General features: G+C 68.8%; 15 protein-coding genes and 2 pseudogenes. 15 read left to right on the forward strand and 2 right to left on the reverse strand.

Going from position 1 to position 14,434, the window contains the following annotated elements; genetic code table 11:
- From R0146_RS11805 to R0146_RS11865, 13 genes and pseudogenes are all read left to right on the forward strand, one after another.
- Positions 1-987 (forward strand): L-threonylcarbamoyladenylate synthase, encoded by a 987-nt coding sequence (locus tag R0146_RS11805; protein ID WP_317692400.1) that lies wholly within the window; start codon positions 1-3, stop codon positions 985-987.
- A 2-nt stretch (positions 988-989) separates the two neighbouring features.
- Positions 990-2,021: pseudogene (locus R0146_RS11810) on the forward strand (glycosyltransferase family 4 protein); the annotation flags it as partial.
- 273 nt (positions 2,022-2,294) lie between these two features.
- Entirely contained in the window at positions 2,295-2,798 is a 504-nt protein-coding gene (locus R0146_RS11815; RefSeq protein WP_317689910.1) for a hypothetical protein, read from the forward strand.
- A 60-nt stretch (positions 2,799-2,858) separates the two neighbouring features.
- The gene (locus R0146_RS11820) at positions 2,859-3,122 is read left to right on the forward strand and encodes an AtpZ/AtpI family protein (RefSeq protein WP_317689913.1); all 264 of its coding nucleotides are present in this window, start codon (positions 2,859-2,861) and stop codon (positions 3,120-3,122) included.
- A 73-nt stretch (positions 3,123-3,195) separates the two neighbouring features.
- A complete protein-coding gene (atpB, locus tag R0146_RS11825; RefSeq protein WP_317692401.1) occupies positions 3,196-4,032 on the forward strand; it encodes a F0F1 ATP synthase subunit A in 837 nt (278 codons plus the stop codon).
- An 80-nt stretch (positions 4,033-4,112) separates the two neighbouring features.
- On the forward strand, positions 4,113-4,334 hold the full coding sequence (gene atpE, locus R0146_RS11830) for an ATP synthase F0 subunit C (protein ID WP_092609532.1): 222 nt from the start codon (positions 4,113-4,115) through the stop codon (positions 4,332-4,334).
- 8 nt (positions 4,335-4,342) lie between these two features.
- Complete coding sequence (locus R0146_RS11835; RefSeq protein ID WP_317689917.1) at positions 4,343-4,879, forward strand: F0F1 ATP synthase subunit B; 537 nt, start codon at positions 4,343-4,345, stop codon at positions 4,877-4,879.
- Positions 4,876-5,679 (forward strand): F0F1 ATP synthase subunit delta, encoded by an 804-nt coding sequence (locus R0146_RS11840; protein WP_317689919.1) that lies wholly within the window; start codon positions 4,876-4,878, stop codon positions 5,677-5,679. Before R0146_RS11835 ends, R0146_RS11840 begins: the two co-directional genes overlap by 4 nt.
- Before the next feature lie 81 nt (positions 5,680-5,760).
- Positions 5,761-7,395 (forward strand): F0F1 ATP synthase subunit alpha, encoded by a 1,635-nt coding sequence (gene atpA, locus R0146_RS11845; protein WP_317689921.1) that lies wholly within the window; start codon positions 5,761-5,763, stop codon positions 7,393-7,395.
- Position 7,396: 1 nt separating this feature from the next.
- Positions 7,397-8,350, forward strand: coding sequence for a F0F1 ATP synthase subunit gamma (locus tag R0146_RS11850; protein WP_317689923.1), 954 nt, complete (start codon positions 7,397-7,399; stop codon positions 8,348-8,350).
- Between the two features lie 19 nt (positions 8,351-8,369).
- Positions 8,370-9,821 (forward strand): F0F1 ATP synthase subunit beta, encoded by a 1,452-nt coding sequence (atpD, locus tag R0146_RS11855; protein WP_317689925.1) that lies wholly within the window; start codon positions 8,370-8,372, stop codon positions 9,819-9,821.
- A gap of 3 nt (positions 9,822-9,824) precedes the next feature.
- Positions 9,825-10,256, forward strand: a complete 432-nt coding sequence (locus R0146_RS11860; protein WP_317689928.1) for a F0F1 ATP synthase subunit epsilon — start codon at positions 9,825-9,827, stop codon at positions 10,254-10,256.
- 96 nt (positions 10,257-10,352) lie between these two features.
- The gene (locus R0146_RS11865; protein WP_317689930.1) at positions 10,353-10,832 is read left to right on the forward strand and encodes a DUF2550 family protein; all 480 of its coding nucleotides are present in this window, start codon (positions 10,353-10,355) and stop codon (positions 10,830-10,832) included.
- 128 nt (positions 10,833-10,960) lie between these two features.
- Here R0146_RS11865 and R0146_RS11870 read toward each other — a convergent pair.
- Positions 10,961-11,569: pseudogene (locus R0146_RS11870) on the reverse strand (cob(I)yrinic acid a,c-diamide adenosyltransferase); the annotation flags it as partial.
- 81 nt (positions 11,570-11,650) lie between these two features.
- On the opposite strand from R0146_RS11870, the gene R0146_RS11875 reads away from it, so the two are divergent.
- Positions 11,651-12,385: a peptidylprolyl isomerase gene (locus R0146_RS11875; protein WP_317689932.1), complete on the forward strand. Its 735-nt coding sequence runs from the start codon at positions 11,651-11,653 to the stop codon at positions 12,383-12,385.
- A 112-nt stretch (positions 12,386-12,497) separates the two neighbouring features.
- On the opposite strand, the gene R0146_RS11880 is transcribed toward R0146_RS11875, so the two are convergent.
- Positions 12,498-13,319, reverse strand: coding sequence for an alpha/beta fold hydrolase (locus R0146_RS11880; protein WP_317689934.1), 822 nt, complete (start codon positions 13,317-13,319; stop codon positions 12,498-12,500).
- A gap of 325 nt (positions 13,320-13,644) precedes the next feature.
- On the opposite strand from R0146_RS11880, the gene nucS reads away from it, so the two are divergent.
- Positions 13,645-14,361 carry an endonuclease NucS gene (gene nucS / locus R0146_RS11885; protein WP_317689936.1) on the forward strand — a complete coding sequence of 239 codons (717 nt, stop codon included), beginning with the start codon at positions 13,645-13,647 and terminating at the stop codon, positions 14,359-14,361.
- Positions 14,362-14,434: the final 73 nt, after the last annotated feature.

Below are 14,434 nucleotides of genomic sequence, written 5' to 3' on the forward strand. Positions count from 1 at the left end.
ATGTCGGACGACAGCAAGGACATCGCATCGGGTGCGGTCCCGCCCGCCCCGCAGCCGCGGATCGTCGACTGCCGGGTGGGCGACCCCGGGCAGGCGTTGACGGCCGCGAAGGAGGTCATCGCCGACGGGCGGGTGATGGTGATGCCGACCGACACGGTCTACGGGATCTGCGCCGATGCCTTCGACGCGTATGCCGTGCAGCGGCTGCTGACGGCCAAGCGGCGGGGCCGGGAGATGCCCCCGCCGGTGCTGATCAGTGACGAGGGTGTGATGACGGCTCTCGCGACCGACGTCCCGCCGGCTGTCCGCACGCTGGTCGCGAGGTTCTGGCCCGGCCCGTTGACGGTCATCTGCACGGCGCAGGCGAGCCTGAAGATGGACCTGGGGGAGACCAAGGGCACCATCGCCCTGCGGGTGCCGGACAACGACCTGGCTCGGCAGGTGCTGCGGCGGACCGGCCCGCTGGCCGTCAGCAGCGCGAACGTCTCCGGCCGGCCGCCGGCGACGACGGTCGAGGAGGCGGCGGAACAGCTCGGCCTCGATGTCGCGCTGTATCTCGACGGGGGCCCCACACCCGGGCCGGTGCCGTCGACGATCGTGGACTTCACGGCCTATCCCGAGGGCCGGGTGGTCCGGGAGGGCATCATCACCCTGGACCAGCTGCGCGAGGTCTCGCCGGGCGTACGCGCCCTCGACGGCGCCGAGGCGGAGGAGCCGGAGGCGACGGCGCCCGAGGAAGCCGAGGCGACCGCCGAGTCGGCGCCGACCGGGGCTGCGGAGGTGACCGAGAAGGCGGACGCTGCCGAGAGGGCCGAGGCCGCGGAGAAGGCCGAGGCTGCCGAGGCATCCGACCCGGAGCCGTCGGAGACGACGACGTCGGTGGCCGACGAGCAGACCACCGACGAGCAGACCGCGCGATCCGCGACGGAGACCACTGCACCCTCCGACGCCGACGCCGCTCCGGCCGAGGACCACCGGACCGCCTAGCGATGCGTGAGTACATCCTCGTCCTGCTGGTGGCCGCTGCGGTCACCTACCAGCTGAGCGGGTGGGCGCGTCGGGCGGCCATCCGCTTCGGGGCCGTCGCCAAGGTCCGGTCCCGGGACGTCCACGTGGTGCCGACGCCCTACTTCGGCGGAGTGGCGATGCTCGTGGGGGTGGCCGCAGCCTTCCTGCTGTCGATGAACCTGCCGTTCCTCGGTCGACACGAGATCGTCCGCCACGACGCCACCTGGATCCTGGTCGCGGTCGCGGTGCTGTGTGCCGTCGGGGTGCTGGACGACCTGTTGGACATCAGCGCCCTGACGAAGTTCGCCGGCCAGGTGCTGGCGGCCGGGATCGTCGTCCAGGCGGGCGTACGGATGCTGTGGATCCCGTTGCCCGACCGGATCATCTCGTTGGACACGGCGAGTTCGATCGTGATGACGGTCTTCTTCGTGGTGGTCTGCACCAATGCGGTCAACTTCGTCGACGGCCTGGACGGCCTGGCGGCCGGGGTGGTCGGCATCGGTGCGGCGGCGTTCTTCACCTACTCCTACATCCTCGCGGTGGAACAGGACCTGGTCCGCGCCACCACGGCCAGTGTGGTGTCGGTGGCGATCGTCGGGGTCTGTCTGGGTTTCCTGCCGCACAACGTGCATCCGTCGAAGATGTTCATGGGCGACTCCGGCTCGATGCTGCTCGGCTTCCTGCTGGCCACCTCGACGGTGAGCCTGACCGGCCAGTTCGACTCCTCCAAGCTCGAGGCCGGCGGCGGTGACCTGCTGCCGGCCTACCTGCCGTTGGTGCTGCCGATCGCGATCCTCGGGTTGCCGCTGCTCGACCTCGTGCTGGCCTGGATCCGGCGTGCCAACCAGGGCAACTGGTGGTTCGTGGCGGACAAGGGCCACCTGCACCACCAGTTGCTCCGCCGGGGCTACACCCACCGCGGGGCGGTGGCGGTGATGTACCTGTGGACCGCACTGTTGTCCTTCGGGGTGATGACGATCGGTCTCACCCGCAGTGCGGTCCTGATCGTCGTCTGGTGCGCCGCCGCGGTCGCGGTCGTGGTGGTCACCCTGGGGCCCGGCCCCCGACTGCTCGGGGTCGCGACCCGGCATCGTACGGATCGGCCCGCAGCGACCCCGTCGACGGCCGGCCAGCCCCCTGCTCCGCCGGCCTCCGGACCGCGCCGTGCGGCACGGCGCAGACGGTGACCAGCACTTTGTGCTACGTTTCACAAGCTGATGTCGGACGGCATCGCAAGGGGCCTCCAAGGGAGTGGGAAGCACCGCAGGATGAGTACGGTCATGGCGATGGATGAGCACGTGGAGGGCGACGCGTCGTCCTCTGCTGATCGCCCCGTCAGCCGTACCGCCACCGGGGTCTCCACCGTCCTGGTCCGCCGGCTGCTGCTGGCCGGCCTGATCGGCGGCCACCTCGGCCTGCTGGTCGCCACGCTCGTCGCCGGTCTGGTCGGTGGGGGAGTGGCCGCCGCCTCGGCCGCGGTCGGTGCCGTCCTCGCGATCCTCTTCTTCAGTCTCGGCCAGGCCGTCGTGCTGCGTTACGCCGAGCGGGAGGGCGCCGTGCTGCTGGTCGCGGCCCTCGTCTCGTACGGCATCCGGGCCTCCGGACTGGCCGGCGCCGTGGCCCTCTACGAGGCAGCCGGACTGGACCTGCTCGACCGCACCGCCACCGCCGCGGGCATGGTGGCCACCGTGCTGCTGTGGACAACGGTGGAGGTGGTCACTTTCGCACGGATGCGCATTCCTGTATATGACCTCGGTTACACCGAGCAGCCGCGAATGAACCGGGAGTGACGCCGCGACATGCCAACTGATAGTGTCCGAGGCGCGCTGAAGGACGAGGAGGTCGACAACGTGGGTATCCGGCGCCGTACGCCTGGCAAGCCCGAATCCTCGTTGCTTCCCCCCGGCGAACCGGTCGGGATGGAGACGGGACTACGTATCCTGTCCTACCTCGCGTCGGGCCTCATCCTCTATGGGGGGCTCGGCTGGCTCGGCGACAAGTTCCTGGGCACTGCCTTCCTGCTGCCCATCGGGCTCATCATCGGTCTGGTGCTGGCCATGTTCGTGATCATCAGACGATACAACCCCGATCCCGGCGACAAGCCGACGAAGTAGTAGTCCGGATGGAGACCATGACGTACGACATCGAAGTTGAGGAGGAACGGTGGGTCCGTTGACACTGCCGGCCCTGGTGGGAGCGCTCGTCCCGCTGGAAGGCGGACACTATGAATCCCCCGGCGTGAAGGACTTCCGGTTCTTCTGTGAAGCCACTGCCCCGAGCGCGACCAACCCGGGCAACGTCGCGGGTTGTACGTTCGGCATCGACTGGATGAACAAGCCGTTCTGGCAGGCGATCATCGGTGCGGCGCTCGTCATCGTGCTGTGGTTCATCGCCTCGCGCAACCTGAAGCTGGTCCCGAGCAAGGGCCAGTTCTTCTGGGAGTACGTGTACAACTTCATCCGCAACGGCGTGGCCCGCGACATCCTCGGCCCCGAGTACCGGCGCTACCTGCCGTACCTGCTGGGTCTGTTCAGCTTCCTGCTGGTGAACAACTGGTTCGGTGAGACCTTCGTCTTCATGCTGCCGACGTTCTCCAACATCGGCTACGCCTGGGCGCTGGCCATCATGTCCTGGGTCATCTACATCGGTGCCGGCATCCACAAGCACGGGTTCGGCCACTACATGAAGATGCAGCTGATCCCCGAAGGCGTCCCCGTCTACCTGTACCCGGTGATCATCCCGCTGGAGTTCCTGTCGAACTTCATCACCCGGCCGCTCACGCTCGGCTTGCGTCTCTTCGCCAACATGTTCGCCGGCCACCTGGTCGTGATGGTGTTCGTGATCGGTGGTGCCTACCTGCTGACCCTGCCGCACAACGCGTTCTACAACGTGTCGGGCGCGGTCTCGCTGATCTTCAGCTTCGCGATCCTCTTCCTGGAGCTGTTCATCGGATTCCTGCAGGCCTACATCTTCACCGTCCTGACCGCGCAGTACATCCACTCCTCCCTCGCCGAGGCGCACTGACGCCGAGGCGGTTCCGCCCCTCCCACAGTTCTCTTCTCACTGCAACCGAACCCTGAGAAGACCATCCGAAAGGAACGAGAATGACCCCGTTGGAAATCGCTGGCAGCATGAACATGCTCGGCTACGGCCTTGCCACCCTCGGCCCGGCCATCGGCGTGGGCTGGATCTTCGCCTCCGTCATCAACGGCACCGCCCGTCAGCCTGAGGCCCGTGGCGCCATGATGAGCACCGCGTTCATCGGCTTCGCCGTGGTCGAGGCCCTGGCCATCATCGGCATCGCCCTGGCGTTCGTCCTTCAGTGATGATTTCCATGGTGCCGATGGAACTCGACCTCGGCCCCCTCCTGCCCACCCACAACGCGGAGATCATCGTCGGGTTCATCCTGATGGTGCTGGTCTTCCTGGTGATGTGGAAGGCCGTCGTGCCGGCGTTCGAGAAGATGTACGCCGAGCGCGCCGCGGCGATCCAGGGTGGCATGGACAAGGCCGAGAAGGCCCAGGAAGAGGCGCAGGCAGCGCTGGCCGACTACAAGGCCCAGCTCGCCGAGGCCCGTACGGAGGCGGCTCGCATCCGCGAGGACGCCAAGAACCAGGGCGCCCAGATCATCGCCGAGATGCGCGAGCAGGCGAACGCCGAGGCGGAGCGGATCGTCGCGACGACCGCGGCGCAGATGGAGGCCGAGCGCAAGCTGGCCATGGGTGAGCTCCGCAACGAGGTCGGTGGCCTGGCCACCACCCTCGCCGGACGCATCGTCGGGGAGTCCCTCGATGACGACGAGCGGGCCCGCCGTACGGTCGAGCGCTTCCTGGCTGATCTGGAGTCGCAGACGGAGACGGAGAAGGCATGAGCCCCCAGACGGATCGCAACGAGCCACGGCTGAGCAGCCTGGACCTGGCCCTGGACGCGCTGAACATGCATCCGGCGCTGGCTGAGGAACTGTTCTCGATCGCCGACCTGTTCGGTTCGGACCCGGCGCTGCGGCGCGCGGTCACCGATCCCGGAGCTCCGGTGGAGGCTCGTCAGCAGCTCGTCGTCCGGTTGCTGGACGGAAAGGTCTCGCCCGAGGCCGTCGCCGTCCTGCGGCAGGCCGTCGGTCTGCGCTGGCGCACGGCGGGGGAGTTCGTGTCCGCCGTCGAGCGCCAGGCGATCCGGTCTGCTCTCGCCCAGGCACAGGTCACGGGTCAGCTGGACCAGGTGGAGGACGAGCTGTTCCACCTGAACCGGACCGTGGCCGGCACGGCGGAACTGCGTGATGCCCTGTCCAACGACCGGCGGCCGCTGGCCGACCGTCAGGACGTGGTGGCCGGGCTGCTTGCCGGCAAGGCCGCACCGGCGACGGTCGTCCTGGCCCGCCGTGCGGTGGGCGCCCGGGCGCGCACCTTCGCCCACACCATGGACGGCTACCTCGACCTGGCGGCGGCGCAGCGCAGTCGTGCCGTCGCCACCGTACGGGTCGCGCGGCCGCTGACGGCCGAGCAGACGGTTCGCCTGCAGGCTGCCCTCAACCAGCAGCTGGGTCGCCCGGTCAGCATGCACGTCGTCGAGGATCCCTCGGTCCTCGGGGGCGTCCGCGTCGAGGTCGGCGACGAAGTGATCGACGGGACCGTGGCGTCGCGCCTGGACGAGGCCCGCAAGCTGTTCTCCTGACGAGCAGCGCCGGCCGTCGCCCGGGTGACACCGGACCCAGAACTACGAGACTCACAGACAACGAGAACAAGGACGCAGAAGATGGCGGAACTTACTATTCGTCCGGAGGAGATCCGGAACGCACTGGACCAGTACGTCCAGCAATTCACTCCGGAGACCTCCTCTCGTGAAGAGGTCGGCACGGTGGTCACCTCGGGCGACGGCATCGCCCGCGTCGAGGGCCTGCCCTCGGCGATGGCCAACGAGCTGCTGCGCTTCGAGAACGGCACGCTCGGCGTCGCCCAGAACCTCGAGGCGCGTGAGATCGGTGTCGTCGTGCTGGGTTCGTCCGAGGGCATCGACGAGGGCCAGACCGTACGCCGCACCGGCGACGTGCTGTCCGTCCCGGTCGGCGAGGGCTACCTCGGTCGCGTCGTCGACGCGATGGGCAACCCGATCGACGGACTGGGCGAGATCACCGGCATCGAGGGCCGTCGTGCCCTGGAGATCCAGGCCGCCGGCGTGATGGACCGCCAGGAGGTCCGCGAGCCGCTGCAGACCGGTATCAAGGCCATCGACTCGATGACCCCGATCGGCCGTGGCCAGCGCCAGCTCATCATCGGTGACCGTAAGACCGGCAAGACCGCCATTGCCATCGACACGATCATCAACCAGAAGGCCAACTGGCAGTCCGGCGACCCGAAGAAGCAGGTGCGCTGCATCTACGTCGCGATCGGCCAGAAGGGCTCGACCGTCGCCGAGGTGCGCGGCGTGCTGGAGCAGGCCGGCGCCCTCGAGTACACCACCATCGTGAACGCCCCGGCGTCCGACCCGGCCGGCTACAAGTACATCGCCGCGTACGCCGGTTCGGCCATCGGCCAGCACTGGATGTACCAGGGCAAGCACGTCCTGATCGTCTTCGACGACCTGACCAAGCAGGCCGAGGCCTACCGCGCCATGTCGCTGCTGCTGCGTCGTCCCCCGGGCCGCGAGGCCTACCCCGGTGACGTGTTCTTCCTGCACTCCCGCCTGCTGGAGCGTTGCGCCAAGCTGTCCGACGCGCTGGGCGGCGGCTCGATGACCGGTCTGCCGATCATCGAGACCAAGGCCAACGACGTCTCGGCCTACATTCCGACCAACGTGATCTCGATCACCGACGGCCAGATCTTCCTGCAGTCCGACCTGTTCAACGCGAACCAGCGCCCCGCCGTCGACGTCGGCATCTCGGTGTCCCGCGTCGGTGGTGCGGCCCAGACGAAGGCGATGAAGGGTGTCTCCGGCACCCTGAAGATCGACCTGGCCCAGTACCGCGACCAGCAGGCGTTCGCGATGTTCGCGTCCAGCCTCGACGATGCGACGAAGCGGCAGCTGGAGCGCGGCGCCCGCCTCACCGAGCTGCTGCGCCAGAAGCAGTACTCGCCGTACCCGATGGAGCAGGAGGCCGTCTCTGTGTGGGCCGGCACCACCGGCAAGCTGGACGAGGTCCCGGTCGCCGACGTGCTCCGCTTCGAGAAGGAGTACCTCGAGTACCTGGGTCGCAACACCGCACTGCTGACCACCATCCGCGACAGCGGCAAGCTCGACGACGAGGCCAAGGCCGGCCTGGAGCAGGCGCTGGCAGGGTTCCGTCAGGAGTTCCGCACCAGCGAGGGCAAGCCCCTGGGCACCGAGCCGGAGCCGAAGAAGATCGGCGACGAGGACGTGGAGCACGAGCAGATCGTCGTGAAGAAGGCCTGAGATGGCTACCCTTCGCGAACTCCGTGATCGGACCAGGTCGGTCCAGACCACGAAGAAGATCACCCGGGCGATGGAGCTCATCGCCGCGGCGCGGATCCGCAAGGCCCAGCAGGCCGCCGAGGCTGCCGACCCGTACACCCGCGAGCTGACCCGGGCGATCCAGGCCGTGGCCAGCCGCCCGGACCTGGACCACCCGCTGCTCACCGAGCTGGAGCACCCGAAGCGGTCCGCCGTGCTGCTGGTGACCTCCGACCGAGGGCTGGCCGGTGGCTACTCGACCAACGTCCTGAAGGCGGGGGAGTCCGTACGGCACTACCTCACCGTCAAGCACCACCGGGAGATGGAGACCTACATCACCGGCAAGAAGGGTGTGGCGTTCCACGAGTTCCGCCAGCGGACGATCAAGCAGTCCTGGGAGGGTTTCTCCGACGCCCCGACCTATCGGGACGCCGACACCATCTCCCGGGTGCTGCTGGATGCCTTCCTCACCCCGACCGAGGAGGGTGGCGTCGACGAGATCTTCCTCGTCTACACCCGCTTCGTGTCGCGGGTGAAGCAGGTGCCGCAGATCATCCGGCTGCTCCCGCTGGAGGTGGTCTCCGAGGAGGAGGCGGCCGAGCGGGCCGAGAGCGGTGCGCTGATGACCGAGCTGCACCACGCGCCGGTGTACCAGGAGGACCGGGTCGAGAATCCGTTCGACTTCGAGCCGAGCCCCGAGGGTGTCCTCGACACCCTGCTGCCGCTGTACATCGGCAACCGTGTCTACCACGCGCTGATGCAGGCGGCGGCCTCCGAGCTGGCCGCACGTCAGGCGGCCATGAAGTCGGCCACCGACAACGCCAACGAACTGATCCGAAACCTGACGCGCGAAGCCAACCAGGCACGCCAGGCGGCGATCACCCAGGAAATTACCGAGATCGTGGGTGGCGCCGCCGCGCTGTCCGAGAGCGCGTGAGAGCGAGTGAGTGAGAAATATGACTGCGATTGCTGAACAGAACGCCGAGGTGAAGCCCGGCGCCACCGGCCGCGTCGTGCGTGTCATCGGCCCCGTCGTGGACGTCGAGTTCCCGCCGGACGCGATGCCGGAGATCCTCAACGCGCTGACCCTCGAGGTCGACGTGATGGGCGAGAAGAAGACGATGACCCTCGAGGTGGAGCTGCACATCGGTGACAACACCGTGCGCGCCATCGCCCTGAAGCCGACCGACGGCATCGTCCGCGGCCAGGAGGTCACCGACACCGGCGCGCCGATCTCGGTGCCGGTCGGCGACGTCACCAAGGGCAAGGTCTGGAACGTGACCGGCGACGTCCTCAACGTCGATCCGGCCTCGTTCGAGGTGACCGAGCGCTGGCCGATCCACCGTGACCCGCCGCCGTTCGACGCGCTGGAGTCGAAGACCGAGCAGCTCTACACCGGCATCAAGGTGCTCGACCTGCTCACCCCGTACGTCAAGGGCGGCAAGATCGGCCTGTTCGGCGGCGCCGGCGTGGGCAAGACCGTGCTGATCCAGGAGATGATCTTCCGCATCGCCCACAACTTCGGTGGCACCTCGGTGTTCGCCGGTGTGGGCGAGCGGACCCGTGAGGGCAACGACCTGATCATGGAGATGGACGAGGCCGGCGTGCTCAAGGACACCGCCCTGGTCTTCGGCCAGATGGACGAGCCGCCGGGCACCCGTCTGCGGATCGCCCTGTCCGGTCTGACGATGGCGGAGTACTTCCGCGACGTCCAGGGCCAGGACGTGCTGCTCTTCATCGACAACATCTTCCGGTTCACCCAGGCCGGTTCCGAGGTGTCGACGCTGCTCGGCCGGATGCCCTCCGCGGTGGGTTACCAGCCGAACCTGGCCGACGAGATGGGCGCCCTGCAGGAGCGGATCACCTCGACGCGTGGTCACTCGATCACCTCGATGCAGGCGATCTACGTGCCGGCCGACGACTACACCGACCCGGCCCCGGCGACCACCTTCGCCCACCTGGACGCCACCACCGAGCTCAGCCGGGCGATCGCCTCGCGCGGTCTGTACCCGGCCGTGGACCCGCTGTCCTCGACGTCGCGCATCCTCGACCCGCAGTACGTGGGCCAGGCGCACTACGACGTGGCCACCCGGGTGAAGCAGATCCTCCAGCGCAACAAGGAGCTGCAGGACATCATCGCCATCCTCGGTATCGACGAGCTGTCCGAAGAGGACAAGATCACCGTCAACCGGGCCCGGCGGATCCAGCAGTTCCTGTCGCAGAACACCTACACCGGCGAGAAGTTCACCGGTGTGCCCGGCTCGACCGTGGAGATGCCCGACATCGTCGAGTCCTTCCGGATGATCTGCGACGGCGAGGTCGACCACATCCCCGAGCAGGCGTTCTTCAACGTCGGTGGCATGGACGACGTCTACCGCGCCTGGGACAAGATGAAGAAGGAAGGCTGAGCGATGGCCACGAGCACCCTCCACGTCGAGGTTGTCTCGGCCGAGCGCAGCATCTGGTCGGGCGAAGCGGTGAACATCATCGCGCGCACCGTCGAGGGCGACATCGGCATCCTTCCCGGTCACTCCCCGCTGGTCGCGCTGCTGCAGCCGTCCGCCGTGGAGATCTTCACCCTCGAGGGCAATCGTGAGGTCGTGGCCGTGGACGGCGGATTCATCTCCGTCGCCCAGGGCCGGGTCTCGGTGCTGAGCGCGTTCGCCCGCCTCGGCCACGAGATCGACCAGCACGAGGCCGAGCAGGAGTACGCGGCGGCTCGCGAGCGGATGGAGCACGAGTCCGACGACGAGGCCACCCGCCAGCACTTCAACCGGGCCCGCGCCCAGGTGCGCGCCGCGGAGAAGTACACCGGCCAGGCGAGCCCCGAGCTCGCAGTCTGACCTGTCACGGGTCGGCCGGGGATCTGTCCCGGCCGATCCGTGCTGGCATCCAGTCCGGGAGTTCTGGATCGGCACGGGCATCAGTAGAATGTGCCCATGTTTCTGGCCATCCTCAAGTTCTGCCTCGTGGCGCTTGTCGTACTGGCCATCCCTGTCCTGCTTCTGCTGGCACGCCGGATCTGGTTGGTCCGCGCGGTAGGCGCCTTCGACTGCAGCATGATCCTCGAATCCGCGACTCCGGGCACCCGTTGGGTGTCCGGAGTCTGTCGTTTCCGGGGGGAGGAGCTGTGGTGGTATCCCGACTTCGGCCTGTCCTTCTCGCCGCGACAACGTTTTCCTCGCGATCGTACGATCGCCCTGCCCAGCCGTCCCCTGGAGGGTATCGGACCCTCCTCGGAGTTCGCCGACTACCGGGTCGTCCCGCTGAGCCGCAAGATCGGCGGCGGAACGGCCGTCTGGGACCTGGCGATGGCTCCCGCCGCAGTGATGGCCGTGCTGAGCTGGCTGGAGGCCGCGCCCCCGGGGATGGGGCACCGTCGGCCGCAGATGCCCCCCGGGGTCACCTCCGGCTCCTAGTCGTCCTCGCCGGTGGGGCCCTGCTCGGTGGGCTCCTGCGCCGCGGGGACATCGGTCGGCCGCTGCTCATCCAGGGCGTTGGCATGCTCGGTGATCCGGGCCCGGCGACGCAGCGCCCGCCGGTCCTCGGGGACGCGCTCGCCACCGGGCACCCAGAGGATGTCGCCGGACTCCCCGTTCACGACCCGGGTGAGGATGAAGAGCAGGTCGGACAGCCGGTTGAGGTAGGTCACCGCCAACAGGTTGATCCCGCCGGCGGTCTCCGACCCGTCCGGAGCCGCCTCGGTGCCGTACGTCGCGACCGCGGCCCAGGCGCTCCGCTCCGCGCGACGGGCGACCGTACGGGCCTGGTGCAGTTGGGCCGCCGCCGGGGTGCCGCCGGGGAGGATGAAGGACGCCAAGGAGGGCAGCTGTTCGGTGAACTCGTCGCACCAGGCCTCCAGCTGGTCGATCGAGGCCTGCTCGATCCGCAGCGGCGCGTAGCGGGGGTGCTCGGTCAGCGGGTTGGACAGATCGGCCCCGACGTCGAACAGCTCGTTCTGCACCCGCCGGAGCACCGTGGCGACCCGGTCGGGCATGCCGCCGGTGGCCAGCGCCACCCCGATGATGGCGTTCGCCTCGTCGACATCGCCGTACGCCATCACCCGCGGATCGGTCTTGTCGGCCCAGGACATGTCGGACAGCCGGGTCCGGCCGGCGTCGCCGGTGCGGGTGTAGATGCGATTGAGGTTGACCATGCGGCCAGCCTAGGGGATGGGCAGGATAGATTCCTGTGGGCCGTACGTGGCGTGCTGTGAGCTGGGTGAGAGGGTGGACAGATGCGGGCTCGATCGTTCCGGAGGCTCGGAGTCGTGGCGGCGGTGGGCGGACTGGTGATGGCGGCGAGCGGCTGCGCCCCGTCCGCGCCGGGGGCCTCGGCCCCATCGGCGACCGGCCTGCCGCGTGACGTCGCCTCGGTCGACCCGAGCGGCGCGTCGTCCTCGGACGGGGAGCGTACGGTCACCTGTGCGTATCGCCGCGACGGCGAGCCGGCCCGTCCGGTGGATCCACCGGAGGCGAGTGCACCGGCGGACGGCACGACGGCCGTCACTCTGTCGTTCGCCGTCGGCAACGTCACCATCACGATGGACCGCGCCCAGGCGCCCTGCACGGTGAACAGTGTCGAGTCGCTGGCGAGCCAGGGCTTCTACACCGGCACCCGGTGCCATCGGCTGGCCGACAACGGCCTGTTCATGCTCCAGTGCGGCGATCCGACCGGCACCGGGGGTGGCGGCCCGGGCTACCGCTTCGCCGACGAGGTGGATCCGAAGGCCGTCTATCCGGCCGGCACCGTGGCGATGGCCAATGCCGGCCCCGACACCAACGGCTCGCAGTTCTTCCTCGTCTACCAGGACTCCCCGCTGCCGCCCGCTTACACCGTCTTCGGCCACCTCGACGAGGCCTCGACCGGCGTGGTCACCAAGATCGCTGCTGAGGGCCAGGACGGCTCGTGGGGGGACGGCACCGGCCGCCCGAACAACCTCGCCGCCATCACGGCCGTACGCCTCGGCTGATCGCCGTACGCCGGCAGAGCCCCCGCCCGGCAGAGCCCCCGCCCGGCAGAGCCCCCGCCCGGCAGAGCCCCCGCCCGGCAGAGCGCCGTACGCCCCGATCGATCGGCAGCGATCAGCGCGGGGCGACCGAGCGGGCCGGCTGCGCCACGAATCGCTCCACGGCGGCGGTGAAGACCTCGCGCTGCTCGGTGTGCACCCAGTGGCCGGAGTCCTTGATCGTCAGCTGGCGGGTGGCCGGGAAGTACCGACGCATGATCGGCGCGTACTCGGGCAGCACATAGTCGCTGTTCGCCGCTTTGATCCACAGCGTCGGGCCGTCCCAGGACCCGTCGACCCCCTCGGGCCAGCCGAGGATCCGGTCCAGTTCGGCGGCCAGCACGGCGATGTTCGGCAGCCAGGACCAGGAGCGGCCGGTGCGGGTCAGATTCTGCAGCACCCACTCGCGGATCCCGCGGTCGGGCAGCAGCGGGCGGAGGATCTCGGAGGCGGTCTGCCGGTCGGGCAGCCGGTCCAGGTCGATCGTACGGATCGCCGCGATGATGTCCTGGAACTGGCGATGACCGGTGTAGGCCACCGGGGACATGTCGGCGACGACCAGCCGTTCGACCAGCTCGGGGTGGCGCAGCGCCACCAACATGGAGATCTTGCCGCCCATCGAATGCCCGACCAGGGTGACCGGCTCGCCGCCGACCTCGGTCGAATCGGCCAGCCAGTCGGCGAGGATGTCGGCGGTCTGCAGGTAGTCGAAGTGCTCGGTCCACAGCGACCGCCCGTGGTTGGGCATGTCCAGCAGAAGGGTCCGTGCACCGTGCAGGCCCATGTGCTTGGCGATCTGGGCGAAGTTGCGGCCCTGGCCGAGCAGGCCGTGGCAGAACACCACCAGGGGCCCCTCGGCGCCGAAGCCGATGGAGAACAGGGACGGGACGGTGCTCATGGGCGGCGGCTCCAACAGGCGGTGTGCCAGTGCCGGCGCTCGGCCACGGCACTGTCGGCCCCGGGCACGGGGTCGTGCGGCCAGACGACGAGGTGGGGCGTGCCGGGCCGGATCTCATGATCGCAGCCGGGGCACCGATAGCTCTTCACGGCGTTCTGCCCGGCCATCGTCCGGACCACCCACCGGCCGTCGGCCTTGCGGTCCTCGCGCGCGTGACTGCTGCCCAGCGGGCGCGGCGCTCGCAGGTGTTTGCTCGGCCGCCGCTTCATGGTCCTCCCAGCACGCTCGGATGTCGCGGCCCAGCATAGTCAGGTAGCGTGAAGCGGTGCGTTTGGTGATTGCTCGTTGTCAGGTCGACTACTCCGGGGCGCTGACCGCCCATCTGCCGATGGCGAATCGGCTGATCATGATCAAGGCGGACGGATCGGTGTCGGTGCACGCCGACGACCGGGCGTACAAGCCGCTGAACTGGATGAGTGCTCCCTGCACGATGACGGTCCGGGAGGCCGAGGAGGACGAGGCCGCCGTCGTCGAGGACTTCGACGACGAGATCCTTGAGGTGTGGACCGTACGCGGTGCCGGCAAGGAGCCGTCGCGGCTGCAGATCGCGATTGCGGAGATCCTCCACGACAGCGAGCACGAACTCGGCGTCGATCCCGGCCTGCAGAAGGACGGCGTCGAAGCCCACCTCCAGGAACTGCTCGCCGAGAACCCGGAGACCTTCGGGACCGGCTGGTCCCTGGTCCGGCGCGAGTTCCCGACCGCGATCGGACCGGTCGACCTGTTGTGCAAGGACGCCGACGGGGCGTACGTCGCCGTCGAGGTCAAGCGGCGCGGGGAGATCGACGGAGTGGAGCAGCTCACCCGCTACCTGGAGCTGATGCGCCGCGACCCGCGGCTCGGGCACGTCGAGGGCGTGTTCGCGGCCCAGCAGATCAAGCCGCAGGCCCGGGTGCTGGCCGAGGACCGTGGCATCAGCTGCGTGACGGTCGACTACGACGCCCTGCGCGGCATGGATCACGCCGAGGACCGGCTGTTCTGACCGCACGGCTGTTCTGACGTACGGCTGTTCTGACGTACCGCTGGCTGACCCTGGGCCGCCGGGGCCCGGATCG

Source organism: Raineyella sp. LH-20, assembly GCF_033110965.1.
In the GTDB taxonomy this organism is placed as follows: domain Bacteria; phylum Actinomycetota; class Actinomycetes; order Propionibacteriales; family Propionibacteriaceae; genus Raineyella.

Bases quoted from the DNA above. Each gene is read 5' to 3' on its own strand.
- R0146_RS11805 (WP_317692400.1), top strand. From the start codon at position 1: ATGTCGGACGACAGCAAGGACATCGCATCGGGTGCGGTCCCGCCCGCC.
- R0146_RS11815 (WP_317689910.1), top strand. From the start codon at position 2,295: ATGGATGAGCACGTGGAGGGCGACGCGTCGTCCTCTGCTGATCGCCCC.
- atpE (WP_092609532.1), top strand. From the start codon at position 4,113: ATGACCCCGTTGGAAATCGCTGGCAGCATGAACATGCTCGGCTACGGC.
- R0146_RS11835 (WP_317689917.1), top strand. From the start codon at position 4,343: ATGGTGCCGATGGAACTCGACCTCGGCCCCCTCCTGCCCACCCACAAC.
- R0146_RS11840 (WP_317689919.1), top strand. From the start codon at position 4,876: ATGAGCCCCCAGACGGATCGCAACGAGCCACGGCTGAGCAGCCTGGAC.
- atpA (WP_317689921.1), top strand. From the start codon at position 5,761: ATGGCGGAACTTACTATTCGTCCGGAGGAGATCCGGAACGCACTGGAC.
- R0146_RS11850 (WP_317689923.1), top strand. From the start codon at position 7,397: ATGGCTACCCTTCGCGAACTCCGTGATCGGACCAGGTCGGTCCAGACC.
- atpD (WP_317689925.1), top strand. From the start codon at position 8,370: ATGACTGCGATTGCTGAACAGAACGCCGAGGTGAAGCCCGGCGCCACC.
- R0146_RS11860 (WP_317689928.1), top strand. From the start codon at position 9,825: ATGGCCACGAGCACCCTCCACGTCGAGGTTGTCTCGGCCGAGCGCAGC.
- R0146_RS11865 (WP_317689930.1), top strand. From the start codon at position 10,353: ATGTTTCTGGCCATCCTCAAGTTCTGCCTCGTGGCGCTTGTCGTACTG.
- R0146_RS11875 (WP_317689932.1), top strand. From the start codon at position 11,651: ATGCGGGCTCGATCGTTCCGGAGGCTCGGAGTCGTGGCGGCGGTGGGC.
- R0146_RS11880 (WP_317689934.1), bottom strand. From the start codon at position 13,319: ATGAGCACCGTCCCGTCCCTGTTCTCCATCGGCTTCGGCGCCGAGGGG.